Here is a 14,371-nt window from a genome sequence, read left to right as displayed (position 1 = left end):
CAAATCTAAGGTATCAATACAAACTTCCCAAAGTGGTTCTTTTGTAAAAACTCAGTCTGTGCTTGAGCGATTTGTTTAAGAGGGAAGGTTTTCGCAACTAGTGGCTTAATTTCGTTTTTCTCTATGTATTGAACTAGGTTAGGGAATACGGGTTCATCCCATGCGGTTGTTCCAATTAGAGTGATGTCTTTTAGGTATAACTTTCGAAGGTCGATGTTGACAACTGGCCCGGCGATAGCTCCTGATGTTGCAAGGCGTCCACCGCGTTTAAGTATTGTTAATTGTAATCCAAAGTTTTCACCAGCCACATTATCGATGACGACATCGACACTGTTTTCCCCTAGAGCCTTAATGAGGTTGTCATTACGGTCTAAAATCTTATCAGCACCTAACGTTTGCACCGATGCGTGGTTAGCTTTTGAAGCCACAGCAAAAACAGTTGCACCACGACGCTTAACCAGTTGAACGGCTGCTGAACCAACGCCACCAGAAGCTCCCATGACTAAAACGGTATCCGATTCTTTCACGTTAGCTCTATGTAGCATGTTCTCCGCAGTGCCGTACGCACAAGGTATGCTAGCAAGTTGCTCATCATTCCATTGAGATTGAACCGGAAAAACTTCACTTGCCGGTACTTTTACATATTCGGCAAAGGCACCATCAAAATCCGATGCCATCCAGATGTTGTCGAAATCGTAAAAGCCGCTAGTTCTCATGCAAGATCTGACTATGACACGTTGATCGATAAGATTTTTGTGTATGTCGTTTGCAGTATCAACCACAATACCGCAGCAATCCGTTCCTTGAATTAGAGGGAAAGGGGTTTCTTTACTCCAGCCGCCATCTTTTAAAGCATTAAAGTCGCCTTGGTCGGCCATGTCATTGGTTGAGGTGTTTACATCGCCAGAGTACCAGCCCATTCGAGTATTAATCTCAGTATTGTTGACTCCGGCAGCAAGCACTTTGATTAAAACCTCTCCATCGGAAAGTTCAGGAATCGCTACGTCCTGATAGACAAGTTTATCGAGACCGCCTTGCTCCATTGTTACAACGGCTTTCATCGTTTTATCTTGTTTCATCTCTTTAGTCCTTTAGATAAATTTGCAATATAATGTTGAGTTGATAATCTGGGTATAGTGATCACTATACTTTCATTGTGAGGCATAAATGTCAAAGAAAGATGACTTACTCCAATCTGCAGAGATCTTGTTTTATCAAGAGGGCTTTCATCGAACGGGTGTCGCCAAAATAGCCGAACAGGCTAATACTACTCAGCGCACGCTGTATAAGCACTTTGCGACTAAAGAGGCGTTGATTTTGGCGATTATGGAGCAAAGAGAGCTTAGATATTGGCAAGAGATTAAGCGGTTGGATGAGACTCATTCGCAAGGTAGATGGTCGTTAGTGCCGTTTTATGCACTAAAAGATTGGTTTGAGAAGCAAAACCATGGTGGCTGTTTTTATTTAAATGCCTTGTCTGAATACCAAGGAAAAGATGAAGAGATCGTCCAATATGTTCGAGATTACAAGCAGAGGCGAGAAGATGACTTAGTTAATCGGCTGGAAAAAGATGGAATACTTCAACCCGATTTAGCTTCGCTGTTGATGTTAATTTATGAAGGTATTACCGCTTCTTCTGCACTTGGCATTTCAGAGTCGACTTGGGAAAAGATTTTCGAACATATTTCACAATTGCTTATAATTAAGTGATCGCTATCAAACAAAAAAGCTCAAACTTCATCTGAAATTTGAGCTTTTATTATCGAGTTAACCGTAGCTGAATGGGTTATCTATCAACTACCATCTAAAGATAATTCAGCAATTCGGTCTTCGGTTTTCAGTTTTGTCTTACTGTCTAGAATGAAAACGCGAGCCGGTTCAATTTTCTGAACATCAACTAAATAAGCTTTGATTGCGCGTGCGCGTTCTACTGCGAGGCTACCGAGTTCATCATGGTTAACTTCTTGTGCATCGACCAGTTGATTATACATGCTGGCATTGAGTGCTTGCTCTAAAACGTCATCGTCAATATCTTGTTGGTTGGTTTCTGCTTTTAATTGTTCTTCCACTTTATCTTCTTCCGTACCAATACGGATATTGAATTGGGCCTTAAAAAGATCTTCTAAAGCATCTGATAAATCACTATCAGCAGGGAAGTTATCGGCAGTTAAATTTTCTGGAATTGCATCATCACCACTTTCTTTAAGTAGTAAGGTTTGCAGTTTTTGCTCCGCAATCGCTCTGGTATCTTCAGCTTCTTGAACGGACCCCACAATGCTGAGTTGTAGTTTTGGTCTTTCTTGTAGTGCTTTAGCAACGATATCTAGCTTGCCTTGTTGTTCTTCGGTAATCGTGGCTTTACCTGCATCAAAGAGAATGTGATTTAGTTCTTCATCACTGCCAGCAAGGCCTGCAATCATCGAAAAAGGTGAGGTAACCGCTTTGGTGATGACGTTGGCAAATGCTCCCCATATCACATTACCAAAACTAAAGTCTGGATTGTTAACATCACCGGTCACTTGAACACCTAAATCAATTACGCCGTTGCGATCTTGCAGTAGTGCAATGGCTAATGATAACGGTAGGCTAGTCGCGAGATCTGAATTACTTGGTTCGCCCAGTTTTAGTTGGTCAATCACCATGTGGTTTTCACCAATTAAATGATTGTTTTCTAGTTGATATTTTAGATCAAGAGATAGCTGACCTTTATCAATGTAATAACCTGCATAAGTGCCTGAATATGGATTTACCGAGGTCAGTTCCACGCTTTTAAAGATCAAATCCAAGTCTAAATATGGGTTTTTAATTAATGGGTTAATATCACCTTTTAAAGTAACGGGTGCGTATTTATTGATTTTACCGTTTAAGTCTACGCTTGCTTTGGTGCCTGGAGTTGATGATAGGTGTTTAATCGAACCATTAAGTGACTCAATTCCAGAGGCAAAGCTTGGTGTTAATGAGTAGTCAGCAAAATAAGCTGAGCCATTACTGATATTAATGCTGCCAATATCTACAGAGTAGGGCTTGCTGTTTGGGGTACTTGACTTGCTTTGTGATGTCGAAGCTGGTTGAGGTTTGACTAAGCTGCCAATATTGGTGCGCTGTTGCTTATCGATCAATACTTTGCTGTAAAGAGATTTAACATTAATCGAATTGATTTTGATGCTCTTTTGGGCGAGATCGAAGTATAAGTTATTCACCGCCATATTTGACCATTTGATCAATGGTTGATATTCCAATTTATCACGTACTAACAGGCTTGTAATATTCACTTTCCCAGCATAGTTTGCATGGCCTTGGGTGTCCGCGCTGAATTGACCTTTGGTTGATAATTTACCATCTTGCAAACGCGCATTAAGGTATGGGTCGATATAGGCTTGGAATTGACTTAGTTCTAGTTGATCTAGGTTGATATCACCATTAAAGGTTAGATCTTTGGCATTGATTTTACCTTGGCTAGCAAAACTACCTCGAGTGTGATCAAGTGGACTTTTTATCCATGAGTTTACTTCTAAATTAATTTTGTAATCAATCGGCTGTGAGAGATCGCTAATGATATTGCTGGCTTCGATGTTGAAAGGGTTGATGCGCCAATGTACACCATTGCTGACCATTTTCTCGTTGATATTAATGTCGTTATTGATCATGGCGAATTTGTGTAAACGTACAATCCAACCTGTGTCGTTTTGATTGGGTTGCTTGGTGACCGTTACGCTTGGTTGTCCCACTTCTTCTGGCTCATTTCCTTCTGTATCCGCCGCTTTTACACTCACAGTAGGTTTTGGCGCTTCTTGTTTTGGTGTAAATAAGCGTTGTAGGTCAAGTCCTTGCTTATCGAATAGTGCATCAATCCACAATCCATCAAAGGTAAGTGAACCGATATCAACCGTATGTTCTTTATTAGTAAGGGCGATAGCATCTAATGTTAAGCGTGGCAGTTTGATTCTGTCTTTTTCACCGTCAGTGAAATGGAGATCTAATAGTTCAAAACGACCATTGCTGGTGGAATAGTCAAAACGTGTTGGTTCGTTTTTAGCTTGGAATTCAGTTGAGAAGTTGAATTTACCGTTAGTTAGTTTGGCATCCAGTTGCTTTTCGGCAAATGGCCAGAAATTCGATAATGTAATATTGTTCATGCCCAATTTACCTTCGATGGCAAAAGGTTCAAATTGGAACTTACCTTCAAGATCTAACGAACCGTTATCTGCGCCTGTGACATTGATGGCGAAATGGTTTTCTTGACTTGAATCGGTCGATTGGCTCTCGTTGCTTTTTACAATCGTTTCGGCTTGAGAATCTAATTGTGGTAAACGAATGTTTAAGCCTTGGTATTTTAAATGTGCGCCAGTTGGATTATCGATAAAATCGAATTGGCCATTGGTAAGTTGAATATCACGCGCATGGATTGGAGGAAGGCTAGTAGAAGACTTATCGGTATCTTTAGTTTCTTCTGTTGGTTTTGAAGCTTGAGCAACAGAATCGATAATATCGGTAAAGTTGAAGTTACCAAGGTTATCGACACGTACCATGTTCACATTAGGTTGTTGTAAATAAAGGTGTTCTAAGCTTGGAGTGAGGTGCAGCACACTACGCCAGAAGCCAATTTGTAGATCTAGGCGCTCAAAGCTGACAAAAGATTGGCTATCATCCGCTTCTTTAATTTCAAAACCATCGACTCTAAAGCGTAATAAAAATGGGTTGATGCGGACTTTTTCAATAATCACTTGTCTGCCAAGTAATTCGGAAAGTGTGGTTGGTACTTTTGATTGAGCCACTGCAGGGACCACTAACCCCAATATCAGAGCATAAGTCGTATAAGCTATGCCTAAATAGGACGTAATTCGAATAGAACGAGGGGCTTGTTTAAATCGAGAACAAGCGGTTTTGACAAAGCTGAGCATACGGGGTGTGTATCCTATTACGATCCAATTTCAAAGGGCAGGTATGAAGCGACAAAATGTATTTTCAAATGACGGTTTGAAGAGTGACTATTATATCGCTCAATTGATAATAACAAAGGTGTATTTGTAGGTTTTTTCCTAGTCAAGTGTCAAATTTCTGTTACACCGATAGGTTAAATGACAGGGTTTGATTAATTATGTTGGGAGACGGTTAAATGACGTCTTTTTGTAGGTTTAAATAACCCCAAGAAGTTTACTCTCGAATCTTGGGATTATTTTGAGGGCTATGTTTACAGAAATGGTGGTTAGTTCAGTTGAATCGCACCAATAAAGCAATCACTTTTACAAAGGCCACAACCTGTGCACTTGGTTGTATCGATAATTGGAATTTGGCTGTCTTTCCATTCTAACGCTTGGCTTGAGCAAGATGACGCACATGACTCACAATAGCCGTAAAGGTTGATGCAAGTTTCAGATGCTTTTGCTCGCAGCCCGGTATCTTGCTGTTTATTAGATAAAGCAATCGTTGGACAAGCGACTTGGCATTTACCACACAAGGTACAATGAGAATATTCGACATCTAACGTTGGAAAGCCATTGTCCATACGAATAACAGACTCTGGGCAAACTTTTTCACATTCGCCACATTGATTGCATAATCGAGTGAAAATATCTTCATCGACCGCATTAGGTGGACGTGGCACAGTTCGTTGCACTTTTTCTGCAATCTGTCCCGCTTGATAGCTGCGTTTCGCCATGCCAGTAAATAAGGCTCGGCGGCTGGGTTGCGGTTCTTGTGTCTTATTTTTACGTTCAATCATTGGCTTATACCCAAGTAACTTGCCCTTTGAGAGCTTCATCCAAGCCTTTACACTGCGTCAGATTCGTTTGAAAGGTACATACATTACTGCGCAACCTTAAAGTAAATCTGTCTTGGTTTAACGGGTAGGTTAAAAGCCGTTTGTAGATCACTTAATAAGGTTTGCGTAAGTGAAATAGCTTGTGCATAAGCTGGCTCGTTAATCAATGCTTTAACCTGTTTCAAGTAATGAGGAGCCCAAGGTAATAGGTGATGACCTAGTAACTCTTCTAGTTCTGGTGAGAGTTGAGCAGTGGTTTGATTTTCAAGTAATGCCCCTAATGTCATTAGCATTAAGCCAATATGATCGAGTGGATCGTTGTTGTGAGTCTCAAACTCAAAACCTTGCTGCACTAAAAACTGCTTATATTCCGCCGTAGATTCACCAAATAGCACACACTCACGATCTAAATATACCGATCCCCAAGGTGGTGCTGGCATATCACCAATACCTGAAAAAAATTCATCATGCGCCATATTTAGCGCATTAATATCAGCACGGTTAAATTGGTCAAGTACGTTTTGGAACGTTTTAATCAAAGAGCTGCTTTCTTGTGATTCAACTTGTAAAGCTAAGACTCTGTCTAAACCATTGTCACTAAATTCACTTGGTCGGAAATAGATTAACGCGCCAAGAATTTTAGTGATTAATGCAGATTCTGTGTAAAAACTCGTCATTTTAAATTGTGCTCAACGTTTTATTCTAAGTGGCACGTAATATACGTTGAATAGAGTCAGTAGACTTTGATTTAGAACAAGGTACTACTATAGGGGTAGGTTCATAATCGCGGCCATCACTCGAAGCATAAAATGAGGAAAAGTCGTGTCAGTTAATAATAAACAGACAAATAAGAACGACGCATTCGCAGTCACACGTCGTGGCTTTGTAAAAGGTAGTGCCGCGTTAGGTGCCTTAGCAACGGTAACTAGTGGCTTAACATTACCGTTTAGCAAGAAAGCGCTTGCGATTGAAGCTCCAGCGAAACCAGATGAAAAAATTGTATGGTCGGCATGTACCGTAAACTGTGGTAGCCGTTGTCCATTGCGTATGCATGTGGTCGATGGGGAAATTAAATGGGTTGAAACCGATAACACCGGTCTAGACAAATTCAATGATCACCACCAAGTGCGTGCCTGTTTACGTGGCCGTTCAATGCGTCGCCGTGTTTATAATCCTGATCGTTTGAAATACCCACTAAAACGTGTAGGTAAACGTGGTGAAGGTAAATTCAAACGCATTAGCTGGGATGAAGCGCTTGATACCATTGCAAGCAGTCTGAATGATACGATCAAAAATTACGGTAACGATGCTATTTACCTGAACTACGGTACAGGCACATTAGGTGGCACCGTGACGAAAAGTTGGGATCCAGGTGCGACGTTGATCGCGCGTTTAATGAATCTCAACGGTGGCTACTTAAACCATTATGGTGACTATTCAACCGCAGCGATCGCGCGTATGGGCGATTTCTTCTACGGCGGCTGGATGGATAATAACAGCATTGATGATATCCAAAATGCTGACTTAGCGGTGTTCTTTGGTAATAACCCAGCAGAAACTCGTATGTCTGGCGGTGGTCAAGTGCATAACTTGGTTGAAGCGCAGCAAAAAAATAACACTCGCACCATCATCATTGACCCTCGTTATACAGATACTGCAGGCGGTCGTGAAGATCAATGGGTTCCATTGCGTCACGGTACTGATGCCGCATTATGTGCTGCTCTGGCGCATGTGATCATTACTGAAGGCAAAGCAGACGAAGACTTCTTAAACACTTATTGTGTCGGTTATGACGCCAGCACTTTGCCGGCTTCAGCACCTAAAAATGCGAGCTACAAAGATTACATTTTAGGTAATGGTAACGATAAAACCGCCAAAACACCTGAGTGGGCGGCACCGATCACTGGGATTCCTGCGGAAGACATTATCAAGTTAGGTCGTGAGATCGGCAACGCAAACCGTGTTTACATTACTCAAGGTTGGGGCTTACAGCGTGCCGCCAGTGGTGAGCAAGCTTGTAAAGCGATTGGTATGTTATCACTGCTTCGTGGCCAAGTGGGTCTACAAGGTGGTGGTACGGGTATGCGTGAAGGCAACCATGGTTACCCATTCCAACGTTTCCCTCGTGTTGAGAACCCAGTGAAAGCGTCTATCCCAATGTTCTTGTGGACGGATGCGATTTACCGCGCTCATGAAATGACCGACAAAACTGACGGCATTCGTGGAGTTGAGCGTCTACAAAACCCAATCAAGTTCATTTGGAACTATGCGGGTAACTGTATTATCAACCAACACTCTGACATCAACCGTACGCATCAGATCCTACAAGATGAAAAAGCGTGTGAAATGATTGTGGTGATTGATAACCACATGACCTCTTCTGCTAAATACGCCGATATTATCCTGCCGGACTGTACCACGTCTGAGCAATCGGATTTCTGTATGGATGGTGCCGCAGGTTCTATGCCGTACTTCATTTTTGCTAGCCAAGCGATTAAACCGCGTTTCGAGTGTCGCCCAATTTACGACATGATGTCGGATCTGGCGAAGCGTTTAGGCTTGGAGCAAGAGTTCACAGAAGGCCGCACGCAAGAAGAGTGGCTGCAATGGATGTACGAGCAAACCGTTAAGCAAAATAATGATCCTGATTTACCGGATTATGATGCGATGCGTAAACAAGGTATCTATAAGAAGCAATTTGAGCGTCCACATGTGGCGTATGAAGACTTCCGTAAAGATCCAAAAGCCAATCCATTAGCCACGCCGTCTGGGAAAATCGAGATTTACTCAGAACAATTGGCTGAGATTGCAAAAGAATGGGTACTAGGAGACGATGAATACATCACTCCAATTGCTGAATACCATCCAACTTTTGATGGTTGGGATTCACCAAAACGTAAACAATTCCCTCTACAAATGACGGGTTTCCACTACAAAGCTCGCGCGCACTCCACTTACGGTAACGTAGAGTTGTTGAAAGCGGCTGCGCCTCAGGAAATTTGGATGAACCCAATTGATGCAGAATCTCGTGGCATCAAGAACGGCGATTTAGTGTTAGTCACCAGTGAATTTGGTCAATTGCAAGTGTGTGCCAAAGTGACACCACGCATTATTCCAAATACCACGGCATTGGGTGAAGGCGCATGGTATGCCCCTAACCGCGATGGTACGGACATGAACGGTTCTATCAACGTGTTGACGACGGCTCGTCCAACGCCTTTAGCAAAAGGAAATCCATCACACACTAACCTTGTAGAAATTAAGCTATTGAAAAGCATGGGAGTAAAAGCATGAGTGTAGCAGCATCGACTGGAGTCAAGAAACAATACGGTTTCTATATTGATTCAAGCAAATGTACAGGCTGCAAAACTTGCCAGCTTTCGTGCAAAGACAATAAAGACTTGGATGTGAAACGTAATTTCCGTCGTATCTATGAATACGTTGGTGGTAATTGGTCTGAGAACAACGGCGTTTATCGTCAAGATGTGTACTCTTACTACTTATCGATTGCGTGTAACCATTGTTCAAATCCGGCTTGTACCAAAGTATGTCCATCAGGTGCCATGCATAAGCGTGATGAAGATGGCTTGGTTGTGGTCAACGAAGATGTTTGTATTGGTTGTAAATATTGCCACATGGCTTGTCCATACGGCGCACCACAATACAGCGAAGAAAAAGGTCACATGACCAAATGTGATGGTTGTCATGAGCGCGTTGCTGAAGGTTTGATGCCAATCTGTGTCGATTCATGCCCATTACGTGCGATTGAATTTGGTGACATTAACGAGTTACGTGCTAAATACGGTAACAACGCCGATTGTGCGCCATTACCTGACTCTCGTTTAACCAGCCCGAACTTGATCGTTAAGTTAAACCCCAATGCTAAGCCATTAGGCGATACCTCTGGCTTCTTACAAAATCCGAAGGAGGTAATCTAATGCATTTTGTTGAATTACCATTAGTGGTCTTTACTGTCTTAGCTCAGTGTGCAGTTGGCGCTTATTTATTGATCACGACCCGTTTAGCCTGTGTGAACGATGAAGCCAAACTCAATGATATTGCAATCAAAAGCCTATTTTTTGTATTAGGTTTTATGGCGATTGGTTTTGGTGCGTCGACTTCTCACTTAGGGAGCCCGTTACGTGCATTTAACTCATTAAACCGTGTTGGTGCTTCTGGGTTATCTAACGAGATCTTAACCGGTTCTTTGTTCTTTGGTTTAGCCGGAATGTACTGGCTTGCCGAAGTCCTTACCGCGTTAGGTAAAGCGTGGTTTGGCAAAACCATCCGTACTGCTTTACGTTATCTTGGTGCGATTTCTGGTGTGATTTTTATGGCCGCTATGATTAAGGTGTACCTAATCAATACCGTGCCGTTATGGGATACCATTTATACGCCACTGAACTTCACCTTTACCGTGATCACGGCGGGGCTACTGTTTGGTTACGTGTTGTTGAATGCGTTCAATGGCAGCACCATTAAAGCCAATAAAATCATTGCTATCGTGGGCATCCTATTAATTGCGGTTCATTACATTGTGTTGATTGCACAAGTACTTGATTTCTCAACCGTGGTGACGTCTGTGCATCAAGGTGTGACCGAGTTACAAGCTCACTCAAGCATGATCATGACGCAATGTGTATTGATGTTGATTGCTGCAGTTTTGTGGGCGGTTTCTGCTCATCAAACTAATAATAAAGTGCGTTTTTATAGCATTTTGGCGGTTGTTGCACTGATCGCTGCGGAAATCTTCAGTCGCGCGGTGTTCTATGGTTTGCACTTCACTTATGGTTTGATTTAATTACAAATTCTCTACAGTGAAATATAAGAACAGGCCCCTGAAACTGTAAAGTTTCAGGGGTTTTTAAGATAGTCAGCAGTAGAAAGCGACAACATTCTTGATGATCGTAAAGTCACCGTCAGTATTGGTGCTTCCGTTATTGTTAGTGGTGATGAAAAGCGTGGCCTAGTGAAGCGTGTCGATGAGGCGCTGTATAAAGCCAAAGAAAATGGACGTAATTGTTCTCATTTTGTATAGATTAGTCATTAACATTCGTTAGTATACCGTCAAAAATTCAGAGCCTAAGTTAGGGGTGTGAAAGAATTTTTATCTCCCTAATTTTATATTGAGAAGTTCTAGTTTCTGTAAATCGAGGCCAGACAAGGGCTGTAGAAGCATCAAAAAATAGTTCACAATTTCTTGTTCAAATTTTTAGATGATCTAGTGCAGGTTTATGCAATTTATTGTGATGGAAATCACGCTATTATTAGTTTCGTAAATAAATTCAATCAAGAATTTGTTTTAAGAAAGGAGCTAATTATGAAATTATTATCTACAACACTGCTTGCCACTTCTTTAGTGATCAGTTCAGCAGCAATAGCTTCTACTTCGAACGGAATGAATCTCAGTGTGAGTTCTCTCACTGGCGATCAAGCGGTAGTTAAGGTAACCCAGGATGGTGAACCGTTAGCAAACTACCCAGTAGAAATTAAAGGTTTTGGCGCTAAACAAGCAATGACCGATGAGAATGGTGTGCTTGTGGTGAGTAACGTAGCCGGATCCGGTATGAATTATGTTTTCACGGTTCAAGATAAGCAAGGCAACGAAATTTCAGAAGATGCATTTTTAGCGAATAAACGTCGTTAATATTGTATTGATGCATTAATTAAAAGTGACAGCGATAAAATGCCGCTAATAAGTTAGCGGCATTTCTGTTTTTATACCCAAGTGCTTTATTTTATACTCAAGTGACTTAGGGGATTAAGCTCGATTAGGAGGCCGTTTGTGCTTTTAGCTCAACCGTTTCTTCTTGCTCTGCTTGTGCAACCGGCTCACATTTATCGACAAACCAACCCATGTAAGAACATAGAATTGTCATGAAGATACAAATAAAGCTTAACCACATGAAAGGTGCATAAGAGAGAGTCGCCACACCTAAAATACTTGCCATGTAGATACCGTTATCACTCCAAGGCACCATGCCTGAAGTTAATGTGCCACCAAACTCGGCATTACGAGAAAGGTTTTTACGTTGATAGCCTAAACGGTCATAGTTCTTGGCACAAATCTTAGGCGTCAGAATCAAAGACACATACATCGCCGAGCCAAATACGTTACCCATAAAGGCTGTTGCAATGGTACTTGATGCAAGAGAACCGGCGCTTTGAATGCGTTTTTCGAACAGTTTGGCTACCGTTTCTAATAGACCGACCTTATCAAGTAGTCCGCCAAAACCTAGGCCAAATATAATCACAGCCACCGAACCTAGCATTGAAGACATACCACCACGGTTTAAGATTGCATCAATAAAATCAACGCCAGAGCTAATGCTGTAAGGTGCCCATGCTGTATTGAACGCAGTAAGGAAATCAATATCTTGCACATAGACTGCCCATACAATACCCAGTAGTGAGCCAAAGCTAATCACAGGGAATGAAGGCATACGCATCGCCAGTAAACCAAGCACAATAATCACTGGCACAAAGGAGAGTGGGGTAATAGTAAATTGCTGCTCCATAGCTATGATCACACCTTGAACTTGAGACATGTCAACTTTGCCAGCGTAGTGAAAGCCAAATGCGGTAAACAGCACACCAGTAATGATATAGCTGATTAATGCAATTGGAAGCATGCCTTTGATGTGCTCCATGACTTCTACGTTGGACATTGAAGATGCCAAGATCACAGAGTCAGAAAGTGGCGACATCTTATCACCAAAGTAACAGCCAGAAAGTACTGCACCAGCGGTAATAGGAGCAGGAACGCCTAGACCTTGTCCGATCCCCATCATTGCAATACCGGCAGTACCTGCCGAGCCCCAAGAGGTTCCCGTAGCAAGAGCGGTTAATGAACAGATGATCATAGTTGCTAAAAGGAAAATAGAAGGGTGAATAGCTTTCAGACCATAATAAATAATGGTTGGAACGATACCACCAGAAATCCAAGTACCGACAAGTGCACCAACGGCCAATAAGATCAGAACAGCGCCTAAGCCGTTTGAAATTCCGTCTAAAGCCGATTTTTCTAAGTCTTTGTATTTATGGCCAAGATAGATACCTAAACCGATGATGATAAACCAACCAATATAAAGTGCGAGTTGGATCGGAAGGTTTAATTTAGCGGTAAAAGAGAATGCCAGTAATAAGAACAGCCCTAGAGAAATAAAGACTTGTGTCAAACTGGGTAAGCGCGTTGGCTGATACGTCATTGTCGCCTCTAATTAATGTTATACATTTGGAATGGTATACCCGTCGTGTTTAAAACTGCAGTTTTGTTACCAGTGTTCATTCACTTGTCGCCTCACTGCCACTCCAATTACTTTGGGTATAAATTCCTACCGGTCTCAAAAAAGATGCCGATAATTTTAAAGGTCTGCACTTTACATGAAGTTTCTGAATATATCGAAAATAACCAATAATAATGTGATTTTAATCTGCCAAATTTAGTTTTATTGATATTTACTGTTGTTTATTTGCTCATTTTTGAAGTTTTTGTTAATTAGGTGATATGTTTTTGTTTTTAAAGACGAGGGGGAAATGTTATTGGTTTCACGGTACTAGGCTAGTCTATTAATTCAATGATAAAGTTACTTGGGTTAGGGTTAATTAAAGAAGGTACAACATGGCTGGTTTAAGTTTATTAACGTTATTAGATGATATTGCATCAGTGTTAGATGATGTTGCCGTTATGTCTAAAGTGGCCGCTAAAAAAACAGCCGGTGTACTTGGTGATGACTTAGCGTTAAATGCCCAGCAAGTGACGGGTGTACGAGCAGAACGAGAAATTCCTGTGGTATGGGGCGTAGCGAAAGGCTCTTTTCGTAATAAATTGATTTTAGTGCCATCGGCATTGATTGTAAGTGCGTTAGCCCCTTGGTTGATCATGCCGGTTTTACTGCTTGGTGGTTTATATCTTTGTTATGAAGGCGCAGAAAAAGTTTTCGAAAAGTATTTGCCGCACCATCATACCGAACAAGAGAACGCAGAAGCAGTCCCACAAGACCTAGTGGCCTACGAGAAAAAGAAAATTAAAGGCGCAATACGCACAGACTTTATTCTTTCATTAGAAATTATCGTGATTGCTTTAGGTATTGTTCAGGGACACCCACAACTGACGCAAATTGTCGTGGTGAGTTTAATTGCTTTTATTATGACGTGCGGGGTTTACGGTTTAGTGGCAGGGATTGTCAAGCTTGATGATTTAGGTTTTTACTTACAACGTAAAAGTGAAGGTCAAGGCCTCATGAATTCAATTGGTAATGTTCTCGTTGCCACCGCACCTAAGTTAATGAAAGTATTAACCGTAGTCGGAACAGTCGCAATGTTTTTAGTCGGTGGTGGCATAATCGAACATACCATTCCAGCGGTTCATCATTTGACAGGTGAGATGATTCAATCTGTTGTTAACTTGCCAGTTATAGGTTCAGTATTACCATTTGTTACGACTGGTATACTTGGTCTGGCTGCTGGCGCAGTATTAGTGGGAGTGTTTACTTTACTTGGTAAGGTAAAAGAGAGCATCACAAGTTAGTTATACCTAACTGAAGTACTTGATTATAGAGTCTACAAACCTGTAAATACCAACTATTCTTATTAGATAGGTTCTAGGTT

The 14,371-nt window shown here is 41.6% G+C and carries 12 protein-coding genes; 7 read left to right on the top strand and 5 right to left on the bottom strand.

Going from position 1 to position 14,371, the window contains the following annotated elements; translation table 11 throughout:
• Positions 1-5: 5 nt before the first annotated feature.
• A complete protein-coding gene (locus QQJ93_RS01845) occupies positions 6-1,079 on the bottom strand; it encodes an alcohol dehydrogenase family protein (protein ID WP_284186018.1) in 1,074 nt (357 codons plus the stop codon).
• A gap of 88 nt (positions 1,080-1,167) precedes the next feature.
• On the opposite strand from QQJ93_RS01845, the gene QQJ93_RS01840 reads away from it, so the two are divergent.
• On the top strand, positions 1,168-1,710 hold the full coding sequence (locus QQJ93_RS01840) for a TetR/AcrR family transcriptional regulator (protein WP_089123814.1): 543 nt from the start codon (positions 1,168-1,170) through the stop codon (positions 1,708-1,710).
• A gap of 83 nt (positions 1,711-1,793) precedes the next feature.
• Here QQJ93_RS01840 and QQJ93_RS01835 read toward each other — a convergent pair whose 3' ends face one another.
• From QQJ93_RS01835 to QQJ93_RS01825, 3 genes are all read right to left on the bottom strand, one after another.
• Positions 1,794-4,901, bottom strand: a complete 3,108-nt coding sequence (locus tag QQJ93_RS01835) for a DUF748 domain-containing protein (RefSeq protein ID WP_089123813.1) — start codon at positions 4,899-4,901, stop codon at positions 1,794-1,796.
• Between the two features lie 305 nt (positions 4,902-5,206).
• A complete protein-coding gene (locus QQJ93_RS01830; RefSeq protein ID WP_089124513.1) occupies positions 5,207-5,722 on the bottom strand; it encodes a 4Fe-4S binding protein in 516 nt (171 codons plus the stop codon).
• A gap of 83 nt (positions 5,723-5,805) precedes the next feature.
• Entirely contained in the window at positions 5,806-6,438 is a 633-nt protein-coding gene (locus tag QQJ93_RS01825; RefSeq protein ID WP_089123812.1) for a molecular chaperone TorD family protein, read from the bottom strand.
• Positions 6,439-6,583: 145 nt separating this feature from the next.
• On the opposite strand from QQJ93_RS01825, the gene QQJ93_RS01820 reads away from it, so the two are divergent.
• The 5 genes from QQJ93_RS01820 to QQJ93_RS01805 all read left to right on the top strand — a co-directional run bounded on the left by QQJ93_RS01820 (position 6,584) and on the right by QQJ93_RS01805 (position 11,408).
• Positions 6,584-9,055 (top strand): DmsA/YnfE/YnfF family dimethyl sulfoxide reductase, encoded by a 2,472-nt coding sequence (locus QQJ93_RS01820; protein ID WP_089123811.1) that lies wholly within the window; start codon positions 6,584-6,586, stop codon positions 9,053-9,055.
• Positions 9,052-9,699, top strand: a complete 648-nt coding sequence (locus QQJ93_RS01815; RefSeq protein WP_086980693.1) for a DMSO/selenate family reductase complex B subunit — start codon at positions 9,052-9,054, stop codon at positions 9,697-9,699. The genes QQJ93_RS01820 and QQJ93_RS01815 overlap by 4 nt, the downstream gene beginning before the upstream one ends.
• A complete protein-coding gene (locus QQJ93_RS01810) occupies positions 9,699-10,562 on the top strand; it encodes a dimethyl sulfoxide reductase anchor subunit family protein (RefSeq protein ID WP_086980694.1) in 864 nt (287 codons plus the stop codon). Before QQJ93_RS01815 ends, QQJ93_RS01810 begins: the two co-directional genes overlap by 1 nt.
• Before the next feature lie 93 nt (positions 10,563-10,655).
• On the top strand, positions 10,656-10,799 hold the full coding sequence (locus QQJ93_RS16440) for a diguanylate cyclase domain-containing protein (RefSeq protein WP_089124512.1): 144 nt from the start codon (positions 10,656-10,658) through the stop codon (positions 10,797-10,799).
• A gap of 282 nt (positions 10,800-11,081) precedes the next feature.
• Entirely contained in the window at positions 11,082-11,408 is a 327-nt protein-coding gene (locus QQJ93_RS01805) for a hypothetical protein (RefSeq protein ID WP_089123810.1), read from the top strand.
• A gap of 124 nt (positions 11,409-11,532) precedes the next feature.
• On the opposite strand, the gene nhaC is transcribed toward QQJ93_RS01805, so the two are convergent.
• Positions 11,533-12,969, bottom strand: coding sequence for a Na+/H+ antiporter NhaC (gene nhaC / locus QQJ93_RS01800; RefSeq protein WP_089123809.1), 1,437 nt, complete (start codon positions 12,967-12,969; stop codon positions 11,533-11,535).
• A gap of 413 nt (positions 12,970-13,382) precedes the next feature.
• Here nhaC and QQJ93_RS01795 point away from each other — a divergent pair, with 413 nt between their 5' ends.
• Positions 13,383-14,291 carry a DUF808 domain-containing protein gene (locus QQJ93_RS01795; RefSeq protein ID WP_089123808.1) on the top strand — a complete coding sequence of 303 codons (909 nt, stop codon included), beginning with the start codon at positions 13,383-13,385 and terminating at the stop codon, positions 14,289-14,291.
• Positions 14,292-14,371: the final 80 nt, after the last annotated feature.

The organism is Vibrio algivorus (assembly GCF_030161215.1).
GTDB classification, from domain to species: Bacteria; Pseudomonadota; Gammaproteobacteria; order Enterobacterales; family Vibrionaceae; genus Vibrio; species Vibrio algivorus.
This window is presented reverse-complemented; position numbering and strand designations above follow the sequence as displayed.

What these genes read in the sequence shown, in the direction of transcription:
- QQJ93_RS01830 (WP_089124513.1), bottom strand. Translation starts at nt 5,722, where the DNA reads ATGATTGAACGTAAAAATAAGACACAAGAACCGCAACCCAGCCGCCGA.
- QQJ93_RS01845 (WP_284186018.1), bottom strand. Translation starts at nt 1,079, where the DNA reads ATGAAACAAGATAAAACGATGAAAGCCGTTGTAACAATGGAGCAAGGC.
- QQJ93_RS01835 (WP_089123813.1), bottom strand. Translation starts at nt 4,901, where the DNA reads ATGCTCAGCTTTGTCAAAACCGCTTGTTCTCGATTTAAACAAGCCCCT.
- QQJ93_RS01795 (WP_089123808.1), top strand. Translation starts at nt 13,383, where the DNA reads ATGGCTGGTTTAAGTTTATTAACGTTATTAGATGATATTGCATCAGTG.
- QQJ93_RS01815 (WP_086980693.1), top strand. Translation starts at nt 9,052, where the DNA reads ATGAGTGTAGCAGCATCGACTGGAGTCAAGAAACAATACGGTTTCTAT.
- QQJ93_RS01810 (WP_086980694.1), top strand. Translation starts at nt 9,699, where the DNA reads ATGCATTTTGTTGAATTACCATTAGTGGTCTTTACTGTCTTAGCTCAG.
- QQJ93_RS01825 (WP_089123812.1), bottom strand. Translation starts at nt 6,438, where the DNA reads ATGACGAGTTTTTACACAGAATCTGCATTAATCACTAAAATTCTTGGC.
- QQJ93_RS01805 (WP_089123810.1), top strand. Translation starts at nt 11,082, where the DNA reads ATGAAATTATTATCTACAACACTGCTTGCCACTTCTTTAGTGATCAGT.
- QQJ93_RS01840 (WP_089123814.1), top strand. Translation starts at nt 1,168, where the DNA reads ATGTCAAAGAAAGATGACTTACTCCAATCTGCAGAGATCTTGTTTTAT.
- nhaC (WP_089123809.1), bottom strand. Translation starts at nt 12,969, where the DNA reads ATGACGTATCAGCCAACGCGCTTACCCAGTTTGACACAAGTCTTTATT.